This is a genomic window from Klebsiella sp. BIGb0149 (genome assembly GCF_004362605.1).
Taxonomy (GTDB): Bacteria; Pseudomonadota; Gammaproteobacteria; order Enterobacterales; family Enterobacteriaceae; genus Klebsiella; species Klebsiella terrigena.
Genome location: NZ_SNYG01000013.1, coordinates 1 through 16,402 on the forward strand (window position 1 = coordinate 1; position 16,402 = coordinate 16,402).

Consider the following 16,402-nt stretch of genomic DNA (forward strand, 5'->3'; position numbering starts at 1 on the left):
GCGGCCTGTAAGCCGTTGTTCCGTGTCAGTGGAGGCGCATTATAGGGAGTTCTCCGACGTTGACAAGCCCTGTTTGCAAAAAACTTTTCAACCGCTCAGTTTGCCATCATCACGGTGATTTTATCCGCTATTTGCTGCTCATTTGTGCGATCTCTCGCGCAAAATTAGCGACCTGCTGCCAGTCGGTATAGACCACTTCTTTACTGGTATCCGTTTCACCGCCGGTCATCTTCATAATCAGGCGGATCATTACGCGGTCGTACCAGTTGTAGCGCGGATAGCGCAGCGCACCGGCAAACACCGCGCTATGCTGCGGCTGCCACGGCGAGCTGAGCAGGAACTTGCGCGTATAGCTATTGGTTTGCGGAGTACGCTTCTCAGGTTTACGCGCCACGAGGTTAACCGAAAAAAACGCACCGGGCAGCGCGTTCAGCGACTGCAGGTGCTTCTTCACGAAGCGGTCAACCGCAGGATGGAAGTGGCCATAGCGAATGGATGCCCCAATCACCACGCGATCGTAGTCGTGCCATGCAACCGCATCGGCGCGGTTAAGGTTGAGGGTGTCCGCATCGACGCCCAGCTCTTTCAGCTCGGATGCCAGAAAGGAGGCAATTTCACGAGTCTGCCCATCACGGGTGGAAAATAGAATCAACGTTTTCACAAATACTCCAGCTATTCACGCCAGAAAGTGGGAGTAAACAGCACCAACAGGGTGAACACTTCCAGACGACCAAACAGCATATTAGCAATCAGGATCCATTTTGCGACCGGATTCATCGTCGCAAAGTTATCCGCCACGACGCCCAGGCCCGGCCCCAGGTTGTTTAATGTTGCGACGACCGAAGCAAATGCGGAGAAGTCATCGACGCCGGTAGCAATAATCGCCAGCATACTAATGATAAACACCAGCGCATAGGCGGAGAAGAATCCCCATACTGCTTCGAGGATGCGTTCCGGCAGCGCGCGGTTGCCCAGCTTAATGCTGTACACCGCGTTCGGGTGTACCAGGCGTTTCAGCTCGCGGTTCCCCTGCTTAAAGAGCAGCAGGATACGAATAACCTTCAGACCACCGCCCGTCGAACCGGCACAGCCGCCGATAAATGCCGAGCACAGCAGCAGCACCGGAAGGAACAGTGGCCAGCGCGCAATGCTATCGGTGGTGAAGCCCGCCGTCGTGGCCATTGAGACAACCTGGAAGAAGGCCTGATTCAAGGTGGTTAACGCGGAGCTATAGACATCATGCAGCCACAGCACCAGCGTGCAAATCACCACCAGCGTCAGCTGTACGCCAATAAACATGCGGAATTCGGGGTCACGCCAGTACACCTTCAGGCTTCGTCCGCTAAGCAATGAAAAGTGCAGGCCGTAGTTACAGCCGGAGATCAGCAGAAAGACCGCAATAATCGAGTTAATCGTCGGACTGTCAAAGTAGCCGACGCTGGCGTCATGCGTGGAGAAGCCGCCAATAGCGATGGTCGAAAAGCTGTGACCGATGGCGTCAAACGCCGGCATCCCGGCAAACCACAGCGCCAGCGCGCAGGCGACGGTCAGCAGAACGTAGATGAGCCACAGCGTTTTTGCCGTTTCGGCAATTCGCGGGCGCATTTTGTTATCCTTCAGCGGCCCGGGCATCTCCGCCCGGTACAGCTGCATCCCACCGACGCCGAGTATCGGCAGGATCGCGACCGCCAGCACAATGATCCCCATACCGCCAAACCACTGCAGCATCTGGCGATAGAAAAGGATGGCATGAGGCAGCGAGTCGAGGCCAACCAGAGTGGTCGCGCCCGTGGTGGTGAGGCCAGAGAAGGATTCAAAAAACGCATCGGTTACCGTCAGGTTTGGCTGCTCGGCGAAGATAAACGGTAGCGCACCGACGCTGCCCAGCACGGTCCAGAAGAGGACGACGATCAGGAAGCCCTCGCGGGATTTCAGTTCACCCTTTTCACGGCGGTTCGGCCACCATAATAGAGAGCCAATAGCTAAAGCGGCGAAAAAGGTCTGGGTAAACGCCCGCCCGGCACCATCACGGTATATCAGGGCCACTAATCCCGGGAGGATCATGGTCCCCGAAAATAAAATGACCAGCAGTCCAACGATTCGGGTAATCGCGCGAAAATGCATCTCTGGCGCTTCCTTTGATATGCAAAAAATCAGGTGGGGATTATTCGTCAATCTTCAGTAATTGCAACGAGCCACGGCTAAAATCAGCCAGTTTTGCTGAAAATGACGCCACTTCAGCTTGAGGAAGCGCAACACGCAGCTGGACGAACGCCTGATATTCGCTTTCGACAATTTGCCCTGCGAACTGGGTCAACAGCGCCTCAACACCGGCTAATTGCCCGTATTCACACTGCAAAGTATATGCGGTCAGCGGCGTCTTGCGCTGCGTTGTCAGCTGAGCAAGCGCCTGGTGTACGCCACCGCCATAGGCCTTCACCAGACCACCGGTACCCAGTAGAATACCGCCGTAGTAACGCACTACGACGGCGGTTATCTCACCAACGCCGCTGCCCATAAGCTGTGCCAGCATCGGTTTACCCGCCGTTCCCGCCGGTTCGCCATCGTCGGAGAAACCCAGCTGCTGTGAATCATTCGGCGGCCCGGCCACCCACGCCACGCAGTGGTGGCGAGCGTCCGGATGATCCGCTCTTACTGATTCAACAAACGCCTTTGCCGCCATTACGCCATCGGTATGCGCCAGTAGCGTAATAAACCGGCTCTTCTTAATCTCTTCGACAAAACTCACCGGCGCGGCCGGTATCAACCAGCTGTCCATCAGGCCAGTTTCAGATCACGCGTCATATTTTCGACACTGCTTTCATGGATAACGACGTTATCTTCGATACGAATGCCGCCAAACGGCTTCAGCGCTTCAATTTTCTGCCAGTCGAAGTGCTTGCTGAACTGCCCTTCGCGCCACGGCGCCAGCAGGGATTCAATAAAGTAGATACCCGGCTCAATGGTCAGCACCATACGCGGCTGGATCACGCGCGTGCAGCGCAGGTACGGATATTTAGACGGCGCCGCCAGATGGGTACCGGAATCATCCTGCATAAAGCCGGCGACATCATGCACCTGCAGGCCCAGCGGGTGGCCGATGCCGTGAGGCATAAACGGCCCGGTCAGGTCGTTTTCGACCATCGCCTCTTCGCTCATGTTGGTAACGATCTGATGTTTACGCAACAGCTTAGCAATGCGCTGATGGAACTGGACGTGATAATCCACGTAGCTGGTGCCGACTTTCAGCGTGCTAATCAGCGCCAGCTGCTCGTCATTAACGTCCTTAATCAGCTGGGCAAAGTCGCTATCGCCATGCGCGGCCCAGGTACGCGTGAGATCCGCTGCATAGCCGTTATATTCCGCACCGGCATCGAGCAGGAAGCTGCGCGCTTCCGCCGGCGCACGGTGATCCAGTTTGGTGTAGTGCAGCACCGAGGCGTGCTCATTGATCGCCACGATGTTGCTGTACGGTACGTCGGTATCGCGGTGGCCGGTCGCGGTCAGATAGGCCTGGTTGATATCGAACTCGCTCATCCCGGACAGGAAGGCTTCATGCGCCGCCCGATGACCGTTGATCGCTGATTTCTGCGCTTCGCGCATGCAGGCCAGCTCATAATCCGTTTTATAGGAGCGGTAGTAGTGCAGATAGTCGATAACCCCTTTCGGGTTGATTTTATCCGCGGCGATCTCTAACCCCAGCGCGCGCTCAGGGACCGGGCCGATATAGCCAATGTTGCCGCGCGCCGCCGGGAGCTGGCTACCGATACCATCCGCCTTCGGCAGCGCAATCACGTCCACCTCTTCGGTCCAGAATGAAGTCGGCAGCGGCTCAACGTTATGCCAGTAATCAACCGGCAGGTAGAACCACAGCTTCGGCTTATTGACGCCATCCACCAGCAGCCAGCAGTTAGGAACCTGCGTGACGGGCACCCACGCTTTAAACTGCGGATTGACCTTGAACGGGTACGGATGATCGTCAAGAAAAACGTTAACCAGCTCACCGGAGTGAATCAGTAAGGCATCGAGCTTAAAGCGAGATAAAACATCACGGGTACGTTCTTGTAGGGTAGCAATATGGTTTTTATAGAGCGCGGCTAGTGATTCCATCTATTTATCCTTTGATTTTATTAGATCGTGACTCTCCGCATCTTAGCACATCGGCTTCCGGCAGGGCGATTTCCGCCGGGTGTGATCCGACCAGCATTTATTTAAAGACTTGTTTGCAATTCTTTAACATAAATCCCACACTCCGTTTCATCTGGTACGACCAGATCATATTGCTGGACTCAGGAGACTGACATGCTCTACAAAGGCGACAACCTGTACCTCGACTGGCTGGAAGATGGCATTGCCGAACTGGTGTTCGATGCCCCCGGCTCGGTGAACAAGCTCGATACCGCAACCGTAGCCAGCCTCGGCCATGCGCTGGACGTGCTCGAAAAGCAAACAGATCTTAAAGGGCTGCTGCTGCGCTCTGAAAAAGCGGCCTTTATCGTCGGTGCCGACATAACCGAATTTCTCTCCCTGTTCCTGGTCCCGCAGGAGCAGCTGAGCCAATGGCTGCATTTTGCCAATAGCGTTTTCAACCGCCTCGAAGATTTACCGGTGCCCACCGTTTCAGCGGTCAACGGCTATGCGCTGGGCGGCGGCTGCGAGTGCGTGCTGGCGACGGACTATCGCCTGGCCACGCCGGACCTGCGCATCGGCCTGCCGGAAACTAAGCTGGGCATTATGCCGGGCTTCGGCGGTTCAGTGCGTATGCCGCGCCTGCTCGGCGCCGATAGCGCGCTGGAAATTATCGCCGCCGGCAAAGACGTCGGTGCGGATCAGGCGCTGAAAATCGGCCTCGTCGACGGCATCGTCAAGCCGGAGAAGCTGCGCGACGGCGCGCTCAGCATTTTACGCCAGGCCATTAGCGGCGATCTCGACTGGCAGGCGAAGCGCCAGCCGAAGCTGGAGCCGCTGAAGCTCAGCAAAATCGAAGCGACCATGAGCTTCACCATTGCGAAAGGCATGGTTGCCCAGACCGCCGGTAAACACTATCCGGCGCCGATGACCGCCGTCAAAACCATCGAAGCTGCCGCCCGACTCGGCCGCGATGAGGCGCTGAAGCTGGAAAATCAAAGCTTCGTCCCGCTGGCGCACACCAAAGAGGCCCGCGCGCTGGTCGGCATCTTCCTCAACGATCAGTACGTCAAAGGCAAAGCGAAGAAGCTCACCAAAGACGTTGAAACCCCAAAACAGGCCGCCGTGCTGGGCGCGGGGATTATGGGTGGCGGTATCGCCTATCAGTCTGCCTGGAAAGGCGTGCCGGTCATCATGAAGGATATTAACGACAAATCGCTGACGCTCGGCATGAACGAAGCCGCCAAGCTGCTTAACAAACAGCTTGAACGCGGCAAGATTGACGGCCTGAAGCTGGCTGGCGTCATCGGCACCATTCACCCGACGCTGGACTACTCCGGCTTTGAGCGCGTGGACGTGGTCGTTGAAGCCGTTGTCGAAAACCCGAAAGTGAAAAAAGCGGTGCTGGCTGAGACCGAAGGCAAAGTGCGCCCGGATACGGTGCTGGCCTCCAACACCTCAACGATCCCGATCGGTGAACTGGCGGACGCTCTGCAGCGTCCGGAGAACTTCTGCGGCATGCACTTCTTTAACCCGGTGCACCGTATGCCGCTGGTTGAAGTGATTCGCGGCGAAAAAACCTCGGACGAGACGATTGCCAAAGTGGTGGCCTGGGCCAGCAAGATGGGCAAAACGCCGATCGTGGTTAACGACTGCCCCGGCTTCTTCGTCAACCGCGTGCTGTTCCCCTACTTCGCCGGCTTCAGCCAGCTGCTGCGCGATGGCGCGGACTTCCGCAAGGTCGATAAGGTCATGGAGAAGCTGTTCGGCTGGCCGATGGGCCCGGCGTACCTGCTCGACGTGGTCGGCATCGATACCGCTCACCACGCGCAGGCGGTGATGGCCGCCGGCTTCCCGCAGCGCATGCAGAAAGATTATCGCGATGCGATTGACGCTCTGTTCGACGCTACCCGCTTCGGCCAGAAAAACGGCCTTGGCTTCTGGCGCTATACCCAGGACAGCAAAGGCAAACCGAAGAAAGAAGAGGACACGGCCGTTGAAGGCCTGCTGGCGGACGTGAGCCAGCCGAAGCGCGACTTCAGCGATGAAGAAATTATCGCCCGCATGATGATTCCCATGGTCAACGAAGTGGTGCGTTGCCTGGAAGAAGGCATTATCGCCAGCCCGGCGGAAGCGGATATGGCGCTGGTTTATGGCCTCGGCTTCCCTCCGTTCCACGGCGGCGCCTTCCGCTGGCTGGATACGCTGGGCAGCGCAAAATATCTCGATATGGCACAGCAGTATCAGCACCTCGGCCCGCTGTATGAGGTGCCGGAAGGTCTGCGCAGCAAAGCGCGCCATAACGAACCCTATTACCCCCCGGTTGAACCTGCCCGTCCGGTAGGCGAGCTGAAAACGGCTTAAGGAGTCACAATGGAACAGGTTGTCATTGTCGATGCAATTCGTACCCCGATGGGCCGTTCAAAAGGCGGCGCGTTTCGCCACGTGCGTGCGGAAGACCTCTCCGCGCACCTGATGCGTAGCCTGCTATCGCGTAATCCGGCGCTCGACGCGACCACGATCGACGATATCTACTGGGGCTGCGTACAGCAAACGCTGGAGCAGGGTTTCAACATCGCACGTAACGCTGCGCTGCTGGCGGAGATCCCGCACTCGGTGCCCGCGACGACGGTTAACCGCCTGTGCGGTTCATCGATGCAGGCGCTGCACGATGCGGCGCGCATGATCATGACCGGCGACGCCAGCGTATGCCTGATTGGTGGCGTGGAGCATATGGGCCACGTGCCGATGAGCCACGGCGTCGATTTCCACCCGGGCCTTAGCCGTAACGTCGCCAAAGCGGCCGGCATGATGGGCCTGACGGCAGAAATGCTGGCGCGTCTTCACGGCATCAGCCGCGAAATGCAGGACCAGTTTGCCGCTCGCTCCCACGCTCGCGCATGGGCTGCGACGCAATCCGGCGCCTTTAAAAATGAGATTGTCGCCACGGGCGGTCACGACGCCGACGGGGTACTGAAATCATTTAACTATGATGAAGTTATTCGCCCGGAAACCACCGTAGAGGCGCTGGCCGCGCTGCGCCCCGCCTTTGACCCGGTCACCGGCACCGTCACGGCGGGCACCTCTTCCGCCCTCTCCGACGGCGCTGCCGCCATGCTGCTCATGAGCGAGAGCCGCGCCCGGGAGCTGGGGCTGAAACCCCGCGCCCGCGTACGCTCAATGGCCGTTGTTGGCTGCGATCCGTCCATCATGGGCTATGGCCCGGTTCCGGCCTCAAAGCTGGCGCTGAAAAAGGCCGGACTGAGCGCCAGCGATATCGACGTTTTTGAAATGAACGAAGCGTTTGCCGCGCAGATCCTGCCGTGCATAAAAGATCTGGGCCTGATGGAGCAGATCGACGAAAAGATCAACCTTAACGGCGGAGCGATCGCCCTGGGCCACCCGCTGGGCTGCTCCGGCGCGCGTATCAGTACCACGTTAATTAATCAGATGGAGCGCAAAGACGCGCAGTTTGGGCTCGCCACCATGTGCATTGGTTTAGGTCAGGGGATTGCGACGGTATTTGAGCGGGTTTAATTGAAGGGGGTTCTCAACGCCACTGGACCCAGAACAGCCGAAGGCTGCCTTCGGTGAGGGACACGGATGTCCCTTATTCATCCCGATGAGCTGACGCAAGTGAGTAATGCGGGTGAATGAGCGCCGCCAACGCAGTGATGGTAACAATGGCGAAGAGAGAAGGTTTAGTTGCCGTTCTTCCCGCCTGTCAGGGGCGGGTTTTTTATTTCTGCAATCCACCATCAGCCGCCCCTTCCCGCAAGAACGGGGCGCCGATAATCAGATAAACGCGAAGGCGTCACCAAACAGACGATCTTCACGCGCCTGACGCTCATTACAGAACAGGTCGCGGGCAATTTTAGCCATCTCGAAGCGACCGGCGATGTAGATATCATGCTCCGCCAGGGTACCGTAATCCTGCAGCACCGCGGTCAGCACGGTTCCGGAACGTCCGCGCCAGTCTTCTTCCGGCTGTTCAACAACCGGCTCGATGCGCAGGCCAGGATGCTCAATGCTCAGCGCTTCCAGCTCAGACAGATCGTAGAGGTGCTTCGCCTCGCGGCCGCCCCAGTAGATGGCAATATCGCGATTCGGATTGCGGGCCAGAGCCGTTAACAAAATGGAACGCACGTATGAAAAACCGGTTCCCCCGGCAATGAGAATGAGCGGACGATCCTCATCTTCACGCAGCCAAGCTTCGCCATGCGGGATATCAACCTCAATCTCACGCTCTTTCAGGATGCGATCCATGACCGCCATCGCATACAGGTTTAGCTCAGAAGCGCCGATATGCAGTTCAATAAACTCCTGTTCCGCTGGCGTAGAGGCCATAGAGAACGGACGCTTATCGCGCTCATCCATTACCACCATCAAATACTGGCCGGCGCGGAAAGAGAAAGCCGCTTCTGGCACTAATCGAACGCGATACACGGTATCGGTAATCGCCTCCACCGAGGTCACTTTACAGCTTAAGGTTGTCATGCGTCCCCTCTGTCGGGTCTATAGAGCAAAACAGCGGCGTTAGCCCCGCTTACTGTTATTTAAAGATAGCCAGCTCGTCCCAGATGGCGTCGACGCGCGCCGTCACCTCAGGATCTTTTTTGATTGGGCGGCCCCATTCTCGCTGGGTTTCGCCTGGCCATTTGTTTGTGGCATCCAGCCCCATTTTTGAACCCAGGCCGGAAACCGGCGAGGCAAAATCCAGATAATCAATTGGCGTATTTTCTACCAGTACCGTATCACGAGCCGGGTCCATCCGGGTAGTAATCGCCCAGATCACATCGTTCCAGTCGCGCGCGTTAACGTCATCATCGCAGACAATAACGAATTTGGTGTACATAAACTGGCGCAGGAAGGACCATACGCCCATCATCACGCGTTTAGCATGTCCTGCGTACTGTTTCTTCATCGTGACTACCGCCAGGCGGTAAGAGCATCCTTCCGGCGGCAGGTAGAAATCGACAATTTCCGGGAACTGCTTTTGCAGAATCGGCACAAAGACTTCGTTGAGCGCCACGCCTAATACGGCAGGCTCATCGGGCGGTCTTCCGGTGTAGGTCGAATGGTAAATGGCATCTTCGCGTCGGGTAATATGGGTCACCGTAAACACCGGGAAGCTGTCCACTTCATTGTAATAGCCGGTGTGATCGCCGTACGGCCCTTCCGGCGCCATTTCACCCGGTTCAATATACCCTTCCAGCACAATTTCAGCGCTGGCGGGGACTTCCAGATCGTTAGAAATACACTTCACGACTTCCGTTTTCGTTCCGCGCAGCAGGCCGGCAAAAGCGTACTCCGAAAGGGTATCGGGAACCGGCGTCACTGCCGCAAGAATGGTCGCCGGGTCGGCGCCGAGCGCCACGGAGACCGGGAAACGCTCTCCCGGATGAGCCGCACACCACTCCTGGAAATCCAGCGCGCCGCCGCGATGGGATAGCCAGCGCATAATCAGCTTATTTTTGCCAATCAGCTGCTGGCGATAGATACCCAGGTTCTGCCGTTCCTTATGCGGGCCGCGGGTGACCGTCAGCCCCCAGGTAATCAGCGGCGCGGCATCATCCGGCCAGCAGGTCATAATCGGGATCTGCGTCAGGTCGACGCTCTCGCCTTCGATAATTTTCTGCTGACAGGGAGCGCCGCGCAGGCGCTTAGTCGGCATGTTCAGTACCTGCTTGAACTGCGGCAGCTTATCGAAGAGATCGCGAAAGCCTTTTGGCGGCTCGGGTTCTTTGAGGAAAGCTAACAGCTTGCCCACTTCCCGCAGCGAGCTAACGTCTTCCTGCCCCATGCCCATCGCCACGCGCTTAGGCGTGCCAAACAGATTACACAGCACCGGCATGGTGTAACCTTTAGGATTTTCGAATAGCAGAGCCGGGCCGCCGGCACGTAAAGTGCGATCGGCAATTTCGGTGATTTCCAGATGAGGATCGACCGGCAGGGATATCCTTTTCAGTTCCCCCTGCTGCTCCAGTAATGTCAGAAAGTCGCGTAGATCGTGGTATTTCATGGAGTTGTTATTGACCTCTATACAGGCGGCTGATTATACGGTGTTCGCCGGCGCCATGCTGTACTTTTGTTAAATTAGCGTGAAAGAATATAGAATTTTAGTTTTCACTTATAATGGCTTTCGCGATCGCTCCAGGCTTTTGTTATGCTTGCTACTAATCGAGTGGAAAGAGTTATTATGCAAGCCTGGTATTTACTGTATTGCAAGCGTGGGCAGCTTCAGCGCGCCCAGGAACATCTCGAACGGCAGGCGGTCAATTGCCTGATGCCGACGATCGCACTGGAAAAAATCGTCCGCGGTAAACGCACTACGGTCAGCGAACCCCTGTTCCCTAACTATCTGTTTATCGAATTCGATCCGGAAGTTATCCATACCACGACCATTAGCGCTACGCGCGGCGTGAACAGCTTCGTTCGTTTTGGCGCCCAGCCGGCTACCGTACCGTCGGCGGTTATCCATCAGCTCTCGATCTATAAACCGGAAGGCATTACGGATCCGGAAACGCCGCATGGCGGCGATAGCGTGCTGATTACCGACGGGGCGTTCGAAGGCCTGCAGGCGCTCTTCAGCGAGCCGGATGGCGAAACTCGCTCTATGCTGCTGCTGAACCTGCTTAACAAGCAGGTGCTGCAGAGCGTCAAAAATACCGACTTCCATAAAATCTAACGGCGCGGTTAAAAGCGAACGCCAAAGAGCGTTCTGGCGTTGGCGTCCGTCACCTCCTCCAGCCGCTGAGCCTCCTCTCCACGCCAGCCCGCAACGCGCGTCAGGATGTGCGGCAGGTGCACGGGCTCGTTGCGCCGGGAATTGGGTTTAGGGCTCAGGTCTCGCGGCAGTAGATAGGGCGCATCGGTCTCAATCAGCAGGCGATCGGCCGGAATTTCAGTCAGCAGATTGCGCAGCTCAAGGCCTCGACGCTCGTCGCATACCCAGCCGGTGATCCCGATATACAAACCTCTCTTCAGACACTCGTGCACTTCATCACGACTGCCGGTAAAGCAGTGCAGCACGGCTCCGGGCAGCTTATCCAGCCACGGCGAGAGCAGCGTCAAAAAGCGCTCGTGGGCGTCGCGGCAGTGCAAAAATACCGGCAGCGAAAGTTCGGCCGCCAGCGCCAGCTGGGCGCTAAACGCCGCTTCCTGCTCCGTCGGAGTCGAAAAGTTACGGTTGAAATCGAGGCCGCATTCACCGATTGCCACCACTTCCGGTCTGCGAGCCAGCTCGCCGATCGCCACAGCGACCGACTCCGTCCAGCTGCTGCTGTCATGCGGGTGCACGCCAGCGGTTGACCAGCAGCGGGAATAGCGCTGCGCCATCTGCTGCGCCTGTTCACTCTCATGGAGATTGGTGCCGGTCAGCAGCATGCCGGTCACGCCGGCCGCCTGAGCGCGGGCAACGACCTCGTCACGATCGCGAGAAAACTGTGAACTGGTCAGATTTACGCCAATATCAAACATCTCCCCTCCCATATGACAACCGCCCTGACGGGCGGTTAATTACTCTTCTTTACTGCCCGCCTCTTCGGCAGCGGCATCTTCATCGCGCGTCAGGCGTTTTCCGGTGTAGAAGCGGGCGAAGAAGACCCCAACTTCAAACAGGCAGTACATCGGAATCGCCAGCAGCGTTTGCGAGAATACGTCCGGCGGCGTCAGCAGCATACCCACAACGAAGGCACCAACCAGCACATAGGGCCGTTTCTTGCGCAGATCGTCCGGCGTGGTGACGCCCATCCAGCACAGCAGGACGATGGCCACCGGCACTTCAAACGAGACGCCAAAAGCGATAAATAGCGCCATGACGAAGTCGAGATAGCTGCGGATATCGGTGGAGACCTGCACGCCTTCCGGCGCCGCGTGCGTGAGGAAGCCAAACGCCAGCGGGAACACCACAAAGTAGGCGAAGGCCATACCGATGTAGAACAGCAGCGTGCTGGAGACCAGCAGCGGCATCACCAACCGGCGTTCATGCTTATACAGGGCCGGCGCCACAAACGCCCAGACCTGATAAAGAATGACCGGCACCGACAAAATGATCGAGACCATAAATGTCAGCTTGATCGGCGTAAAGAAAGGAGAGGCTACGTCCGTGGCGATCATCGTCGCGCCAACCGGCATCTGCCGGATAAGCGGGGCCGAAACCAGCTGATAGATGTCGTTGGCAAAGTAAACCAACGCCAGAAAAATCACCAGAATCGCGAGAATGCTGTTGATCAGACGCTTACGCAGCTCAATCAGATGCGAAATTAGCGGTTGAGTATCGTCTACGCCCATTTTTACGGTTTATCACTCGATGCGGGGGAGGAATCGGTAGCTTTTACGGCAGCCTTTTCTTTGGCTTCAGGAAGCTCGGTCGACGGCGTCAGCGGCTCATCGACGGCGCTGGCTGGCGCATGAACCGGCGCGCTGGCCTGGCGTTCAGCCGTCGCCGGCGTGACGTCCTGGCGCTGTTCTTCGCTGCCTTTCACCACCGGGTTATGGATAGTGTTCGCTTCGTCGCTGGCTTTCTCAGGATCGTGCGCGGAATAGGAGCGTTTCATGGATTCGGCGGCTTCACGCAGCTCGTCCATTGAGGCCTTCAGCTCAGGCGTCAGGTTATCCAGGCTCGCCTTTTCGACTTTCTTCAGGCTTTCCTGAAACTCCTGCAGTTTTAGTTCCTGAGTGATCTCATTTTGCACGGTAGCCGCCAGCGACCGCAGCGTGCGGATCCAGCTAGCCACCGTTTTTACCGCTACAGGCAGTCGCTGTGGCCCCAGTACGATGAGGCCAATAACAAACACCAGCAGTAGTTCACTAAAACCGATATCGAACACGAATTACACCTGCTCTTTGTCGTGGCGTTTTGTCTCGTCTTTTTTCGCATCATCCTGCTTATCAGCGATAGATTTCGCCGCGAAATCCGCGTCCGGAGTCCCGTTTTCAGGTTTTTCATCATCACTCATGGCCTTTTTAAAGCCCTTGATTGATGCGCCTAAATCCGATCCCAGCGAGCTCAGCTTTTTTGTCCCAAAAAGCAGAACGACGATGACGACAACAATTAATAACTGCCAGATACTGATACCACCCATACACATTCCCCTATGACAGATGATGAATTAATGGGACGCATTATACACGTCATCCCGCGGGCCGCCTCTTCGTCAGGCTGCTCGCATGACTTCGCGCAACAACGAATGCGCCGTGATGGAGGCCATACCGCTTAGCGCGTTTTCCGCCAGCCAATCAGCCAGGTCACAACGCCACCGGCCATTAGCCAGCCGGGCATCAGGCCCCACTCCGGCCGGTGGATAAATAACAGCGTACCGCTGAGTAATAAAACGGCGCCTATACCAAACAGATAACGGGACTGTCCCTGGCGAGCGTGCCGCACCTGGATGTCGCGGACAATCGTATCAACGCTGTGCTGCAGCTGTTTGCTCTGCTGCAGGCTTTGGTACACCAGCTCCGGTATCTCCGGCATTCTTTCAATCCAGAACGGCGCTTTTTCTTTGAACGCGCGTACCAGCGCCGGAATACCGACCTGATCTTTAATCCACGACTCAAGGAAAGGCTTCGCCGTTTTCCACAAGTCTAACTGAGGATAGAGCTGGCGGCCTACCCCTTCTACGTAAAGTAATGTCTTCTGTAGCAATACCAGCTGCGGCTGAACTTCCATATTGAAGCGCCGGGCGGTATTGAACAGGTTCAGCAGAACATGCCCAAAGGAGATTTCAGCCAGCGGCTTTTCGAAGATAGGTTCGCAGACGGTGCGGATGGCAAACTCGAACTCTTCAACGTTTGTATCCGCAGGCACCCAGCCGGAATCGACGTGCAGCTCGGCGACTTTGCGATAGTCACGGTTGAAGAAGGCGATGAAGTTTTCCGCCAGATAGCGCTTATCTTCTTTATTCAGCGAGCCCACGATGCCGCAGTCAATGCCGATATATTTCGGGTTCTCCGGATGCTCATAGCTGACAAAAATATTGCCCGGATGCATGTCCGCGTGGAAGAAGCTATCGCGGAATACCTGGGTGAAAAACACCTGCACGCCCCGCTCTGCAAGCAGCTGCATGTTGGTACCCTGAGCTTCCAGCGCCTCGACATCGGAAACCGGGATGCCGTAAATCCGCTCCATCACCATCATGCCTTCGCTACAGTAATCGGAGTAAACCTCCGGAACGTAGAGCATCGGGCTATCTTCGAAATTGCGCCGCAGCTGAATGGCGTTTGCCGATTCGCGCAGCAGGTTGAGCTCGTCGAGCAGCGTCTTTTCATACTCGCGCACCACTTCCTGCGGGCGCAGGCGGCGGCCGTCGGGCAGCAGGCGAGGCACCCAGCGCGCCAGGCGATAGATAAGCTTCATATCCGCTTTGATAACCGGCACGATGTCCGGGCGGATAACCTTAATCACAATCTCTTTGCCGTTCTCTTTCAGGCGCGCGGTATGCACCTGTGCAATCGAGGCGGAGGCCAGCGGCTCAATCGAGAAATCATCAAACCAGGCATCAACCGGAAGGCCGCCCATCGCCTGCTCGATCTGCTTTTTAGCCAGCTGGCCATCAAACGGCGCCACGCGATCCTGCAGGAGCGCGAGCTGATCGGCTATTTGCGGAGGAAAGAGATCGCGACGGGTTGACAGCATCTGGCCAAATTTGATCCACACGGGCCCCAGCTCCTGCAGCGCAAGGCGTAAGCGTTCACCGAGAGGTTTGTCTTTGTGACGATTTGGCATCCAGAACAGCGTACGCCGCCAGATACGCAGCGGCAGCGTGATACGCATTTTGGGGATCAGCTCATCGAGCCCGTAGCTCAAAAAGGTGCGGATAATAAGATACAGGCGCCGTAATTCTCCTGGCGTCATTTGCCCTCCAGCATTTCCAGCCGTTTTTCAAGCGCAGCCAGGGCGCGTTCCGCGGCGGCGGTCTCTTCCCCAAACCAGGCCATTTCCAGCGGGCCCGGCGCCAGACGCCACTCTTCGGTGAGCGTCTCAGCGATATACCGCTGCTGGCGCTGCGCGCCGTGCAGCAGAAAGCGAGCGCCGGTGCGGAATACTTTGCTGACGCCCTCGGCGACAATATCGCCGGTATACGGGGCCAGCAGCTCAGCGGGATCAAACTCCGCCAGATCGCACAGCGTCACCATATTCTGCACCACCTGCAGATCGCCCTGCACCTGCAGGTCACCGCTGCGGATAAGCGCGGTAAGCTGCTGACGATTGCGCAGCTGCGGCAGGACGCTCAGGCGGGTGATGACGGTACAGTCGGCTTCGCCTTCCCACGCGCCAAGCACATCGACCTGGCGCTCGCTAAAGGCCAGAACCACCGGCGTCGCCAGCTCCTGCAGCTCCACGCGCAGCACTTTCCCTGACAGACGCTGACGCGCCGGTTTTAAGGCTTTATCACGCCAGAGAAAGGTATTCAGAACCGTCTCAATACCCGCGGTTACCAGTGGTTTGAAAGGCATAGCGTCTCCCCTGTCAGAACTTATAACCGCGGTGTAACGCCACGATACCTGCCGTCAGGTTGTAGTAGTCGACGCTTTCAAAGCCCGCATCCTGCATCATGCCCTTCAGGGTGTCCTGATCGGGGTGCATGCGAATAGATTCCGCCAGATAGCGATAGCTTTCGCCGTCGCTGGCTACCAGTTCACCCACGCGCGGCAGGATATGGAAGGAGTAGGCGTCGTACGCTTTGCTCAGCGGTTCAATAATCGGTTTTGAAAACTCCAGCACCAGCAGGCGTCCGCCCGGCTTCAGAACCCGGTACATGGAGCGCAGCGCTTTTTCTTTATCGGTGACGTTGCGCAGGCCGAATGAAATAGTGATGCAGTCAAAGGTGTTATCGGCAAACGGCAGCGCTTCGGCATTGGCCTGAACGTACTCAACGTTGCCGACGATGCCGACATTGCGCAGCTTTTCGCGGCCCATCTTCAGCATTGAATCGTTAATATCGGCCAGCATGACGCGGCCAGATTCACCGACCAGGCGGGAGAATTTTGCCGTCAGGTCACCGGTGCCGCCGGCCAGATCCAGCACGGTCTGCCCGCGACGCACGCCGCTGCAATCGATGGTGAAACGCTTCCACAAACGATGAATACCGAACGACATCAAATCGTTCATCACATCATATTTTGCGGCCACAGAATGGAATACATGCGCAACCATGTCCGCCTTCTGCTCTTTGGCAACCGTCTGAAAGCCAAAGTGCGTCGTTTCTTGTGAATCCTCAACCATCTCAATGCCTGCTTGCTTATCAAGAAAATGTTCGCCGAGTGTAAC

General features: G+C 57.0%; 16 protein-coding genes. 3 read left to right on the forward strand and 13 right to left on the reverse strand.

From position 1 onward, the window contains the following. Window positions 1-127 precede the first annotated feature (127 nt). Genes hemG through pepQ form a run of 4 tightly spaced genes read right to left on the reverse strand, consistent with a single transcriptional unit; the run spans window position 128 to window position 4,110 of the window. A complete protein-coding gene (gene hemG, locus EDF75_RS26155) occupies window positions 128-661 on the reverse strand; it encodes a menaquinone-dependent protoporphyrinogen IX dehydrogenase (RefSeq protein WP_133601403.1) in 534 nt (177 codons plus the stop codon). 11 nt (window positions 662-672) lie between these two features. Then, a complete protein-coding gene (trkH, locus tag EDF75_RS26160; protein WP_076948014.1) occupies window positions 673-2,124 on the reverse strand; it encodes a Trk system potassium transporter TrkH in 1,452 nt (483 codons plus the stop codon). A 40-nt stretch (window positions 2,125-2,164) separates the two neighbouring features. Further along, a complete protein-coding gene (locus tag EDF75_RS26165; RefSeq protein ID WP_133601404.1) occupies window positions 2,165-2,779 on the reverse strand; it encodes an IMPACT family protein in 615 nt (204 codons plus the stop codon). Then, complete coding sequence (gene pepQ, locus EDF75_RS26170) at window positions 2,779-4,110, reverse strand: Xaa-Pro dipeptidase (protein ID WP_045853581.1); 1,332 nt, start codon at window positions 4,108-4,110, stop codon at window positions 2,779-2,781. Before pepQ ends, EDF75_RS26165 begins: the two co-directional genes overlap by 1 nt. A 192-nt stretch (window positions 4,111-4,302) precedes the next feature. Here pepQ and fadB point away from each other — a divergent pair, with 192 nt between their 5' ends. Both fadB and fadA read left to right on the forward strand, forming a co-directional pair. Next, window positions 4,303-6,492, forward strand: a complete 2,190-nt coding sequence (gene fadB, locus EDF75_RS26180; protein ID WP_133601405.1) for a fatty acid oxidation complex subunit alpha FadB — start codon at window positions 4,303-4,305, stop codon at window positions 6,490-6,492. Window positions 6,493-6,501: 9 nt separating this feature from the next. Continuing rightward, window positions 6,502-7,665: an acetyl-CoA C-acyltransferase FadA gene (gene fadA, locus EDF75_RS26185; protein WP_041143527.1), complete on the forward strand. Its 1,164-nt coding sequence runs from the start codon at window positions 6,502-6,504 to the stop codon at window positions 7,663-7,665. Window positions 7,666-7,923: 258 nt separating this feature from the next. Here the strand turns inward: fadA and fre are convergent, their stop codons facing one another. Together fre and ubiD are read right to left on the reverse strand one after the other, a co-directional pair. After that, window positions 7,924-8,625 carry an NAD(P)H-flavin reductase gene (gene fre / locus EDF75_RS26190; RefSeq protein WP_123710435.1) on the reverse strand — a complete coding sequence of 234 codons (702 nt, stop codon included), beginning with the start codon at window positions 8,623-8,625 and terminating at the stop codon, window positions 7,924-7,926. 55 nt (window positions 8,626-8,680) lie between these two features. After that, a complete protein-coding gene (gene ubiD / locus EDF75_RS26195) occupies window positions 8,681-10,150 on the reverse strand; it encodes a 4-hydroxy-3-polyprenylbenzoate decarboxylase (protein WP_041143525.1) in 1,470 nt (489 codons plus the stop codon). Between the two features lie 177 nt (window positions 10,151-10,327). Between ubiD and rfaH the strand changes: the two genes are divergently transcribed. After that, window positions 10,328-10,816, forward strand: coding sequence for a transcription/translation regulatory transformer protein RfaH (gene rfaH / locus EDF75_RS26200; RefSeq protein WP_133601406.1), 489 nt, complete (start codon window positions 10,328-10,330; stop codon window positions 10,814-10,816). 8 nt (window positions 10,817-10,824) lie between these two features. Here the strand turns inward: rfaH and tatD are convergent, their stop codons facing one another. The 7 genes from tatD to ubiE all read right to left on the reverse strand — a co-directional run bounded on the left by tatD (window position 10,825) and on the right by ubiE (window position 16,357). After that, on the reverse strand, window positions 10,825-11,619 hold the full coding sequence (gene tatD, locus EDF75_RS26205) for a 3'-5' ssDNA/RNA exonuclease TatD (protein ID WP_166646244.1): 795 nt from the start codon (window positions 11,617-11,619) through the stop codon (window positions 10,825-10,827). A gap of 27 nt (window positions 11,620-11,646) precedes the next feature. Further along, window positions 11,647-12,420: a Sec-independent protein translocase subunit TatC gene (tatC, locus tag EDF75_RS26210; protein WP_045853586.1), complete on the reverse strand. Its 774-nt coding sequence runs from the start codon at window positions 12,418-12,420 to the stop codon at window positions 11,647-11,649. 2 nt (window positions 12,421-12,422) lie between these two features. Next, on the reverse strand, window positions 12,423-12,959 hold the full coding sequence (tatB, locus tag EDF75_RS26215) for a Sec-independent protein translocase protein TatB (protein WP_045853587.1): 537 nt from the start codon (window positions 12,957-12,959) through the stop codon (window positions 12,423-12,425). Window positions 12,960-12,962: 3 nt separating this feature from the next. Beyond that, a complete protein-coding gene (gene tatA, locus EDF75_RS26220; RefSeq protein ID WP_041143520.1) occupies window positions 12,963-13,214 on the reverse strand; it encodes a Sec-independent protein translocase subunit TatA in 252 nt (83 codons plus the stop codon). Window positions 13,215-13,345: 131 nt separating this feature from the next. Continuing rightward, complete coding sequence (gene ubiB, locus EDF75_RS26225) at window positions 13,346-14,986, reverse strand: ubiquinone biosynthesis regulatory protein kinase UbiB (RefSeq protein ID WP_076948006.1); 1,641 nt, start codon at window positions 14,984-14,986, stop codon at window positions 13,346-13,348. Then, window positions 14,983-15,588, reverse strand: a complete 606-nt coding sequence (gene ubiJ / locus EDF75_RS26230) for a ubiquinone biosynthesis protein UbiJ (protein WP_133601408.1) — start codon at window positions 15,586-15,588, stop codon at window positions 14,983-14,985. The genes ubiB and ubiJ overlap by 4 nt, the downstream gene beginning before the upstream one ends. 13 nt (window positions 15,589-15,601) lie before the next feature. Further along, window positions 15,602-16,357: a bifunctional demethylmenaquinone methyltransferase/2-methoxy-6-polyprenyl-1,4-benzoquinol methylase UbiE gene (ubiE, locus tag EDF75_RS26235; protein WP_041143517.1), complete on the reverse strand. Its 756-nt coding sequence runs from the start codon at window positions 16,355-16,357 to the stop codon at window positions 15,602-15,604. Between the last annotated feature and the right edge of the window lie 45 nt (window positions 16,358-16,402).

Excerpts from the sequence above, each read along its gene's own strand:
- trkH (WP_076948014.1), bottom strand. The coding sequence starts at position 2,124 with ATGCATTTTCGCGCGATTACCCGAATCGTTGGACTGCTGGTCATTTTA.
- EDF75_RS26165 (WP_133601404.1), bottom strand. The coding sequence starts at position 2,779 with ATGGACAGCTGGTTGATACCGGCCGCGCCGGTGAGTTTTGTCGAAGAG.
- pepQ (WP_045853581.1), bottom strand. The coding sequence starts at position 4,110 with ATGGAATCACTAGCCGCGCTCTATAAAAACCATATTGCTACCCTACAA.
- fadB (WP_133601405.1), top strand. The coding sequence starts at position 4,303 with ATGCTCTACAAAGGCGACAACCTGTACCTCGACTGGCTGGAAGATGGC.
- fadA (WP_041143527.1), top strand. The coding sequence starts at position 6,502 with ATGGAACAGGTTGTCATTGTCGATGCAATTCGTACCCCGATGGGCCGT.
- fre (WP_123710435.1), bottom strand. The coding sequence starts at position 8,625 with ATGACAACCTTAAGCTGTAAAGTGACCTCGGTGGAGGCGATTACCGAT.
- ubiD (WP_041143525.1), bottom strand. The coding sequence starts at position 10,150 with ATGAAATACCACGATCTACGCGACTTTCTGACATTACTGGAGCAGCAG.
- rfaH (WP_133601406.1), top strand. The coding sequence starts at position 10,328 with ATGCAAGCCTGGTATTTACTGTATTGCAAGCGTGGGCAGCTTCAGCGC.
- tatD (WP_166646244.1), bottom strand. The coding sequence starts at position 11,619 with ATGGGAGGGGAGATGTTTGATATTGGCGTAAATCTGACCAGTTCACAG.
- tatC (WP_045853586.1), bottom strand. The coding sequence starts at position 12,420 with ATGGGCGTAGACGATACTCAACCGCTAATTTCGCATCTGATTGAGCTG.
- tatA (WP_041143520.1), bottom strand. The coding sequence starts at position 13,214 with ATGGGTGGTATCAGTATCTGGCAGTTATTAATTGTTGTCGTCATCGTC.
- ubiB (WP_076948006.1), bottom strand. The coding sequence starts at position 14,986 with ATGACGCCAGGAGAATTACGGCGCCTGTATCTTATTATCCGCACCTTT.
- ubiJ (WP_133601408.1), bottom strand. The coding sequence starts at position 15,588 with ATGCCTTTCAAACCACTGGTAACCGCGGGTATTGAGACGGTTCTGAAT.
- ubiE (WP_041143517.1), bottom strand. The coding sequence starts at position 16,357 with ATGGTTGAGGATTCACAAGAAACGACGCACTTTGGCTTTCAGACGGTT.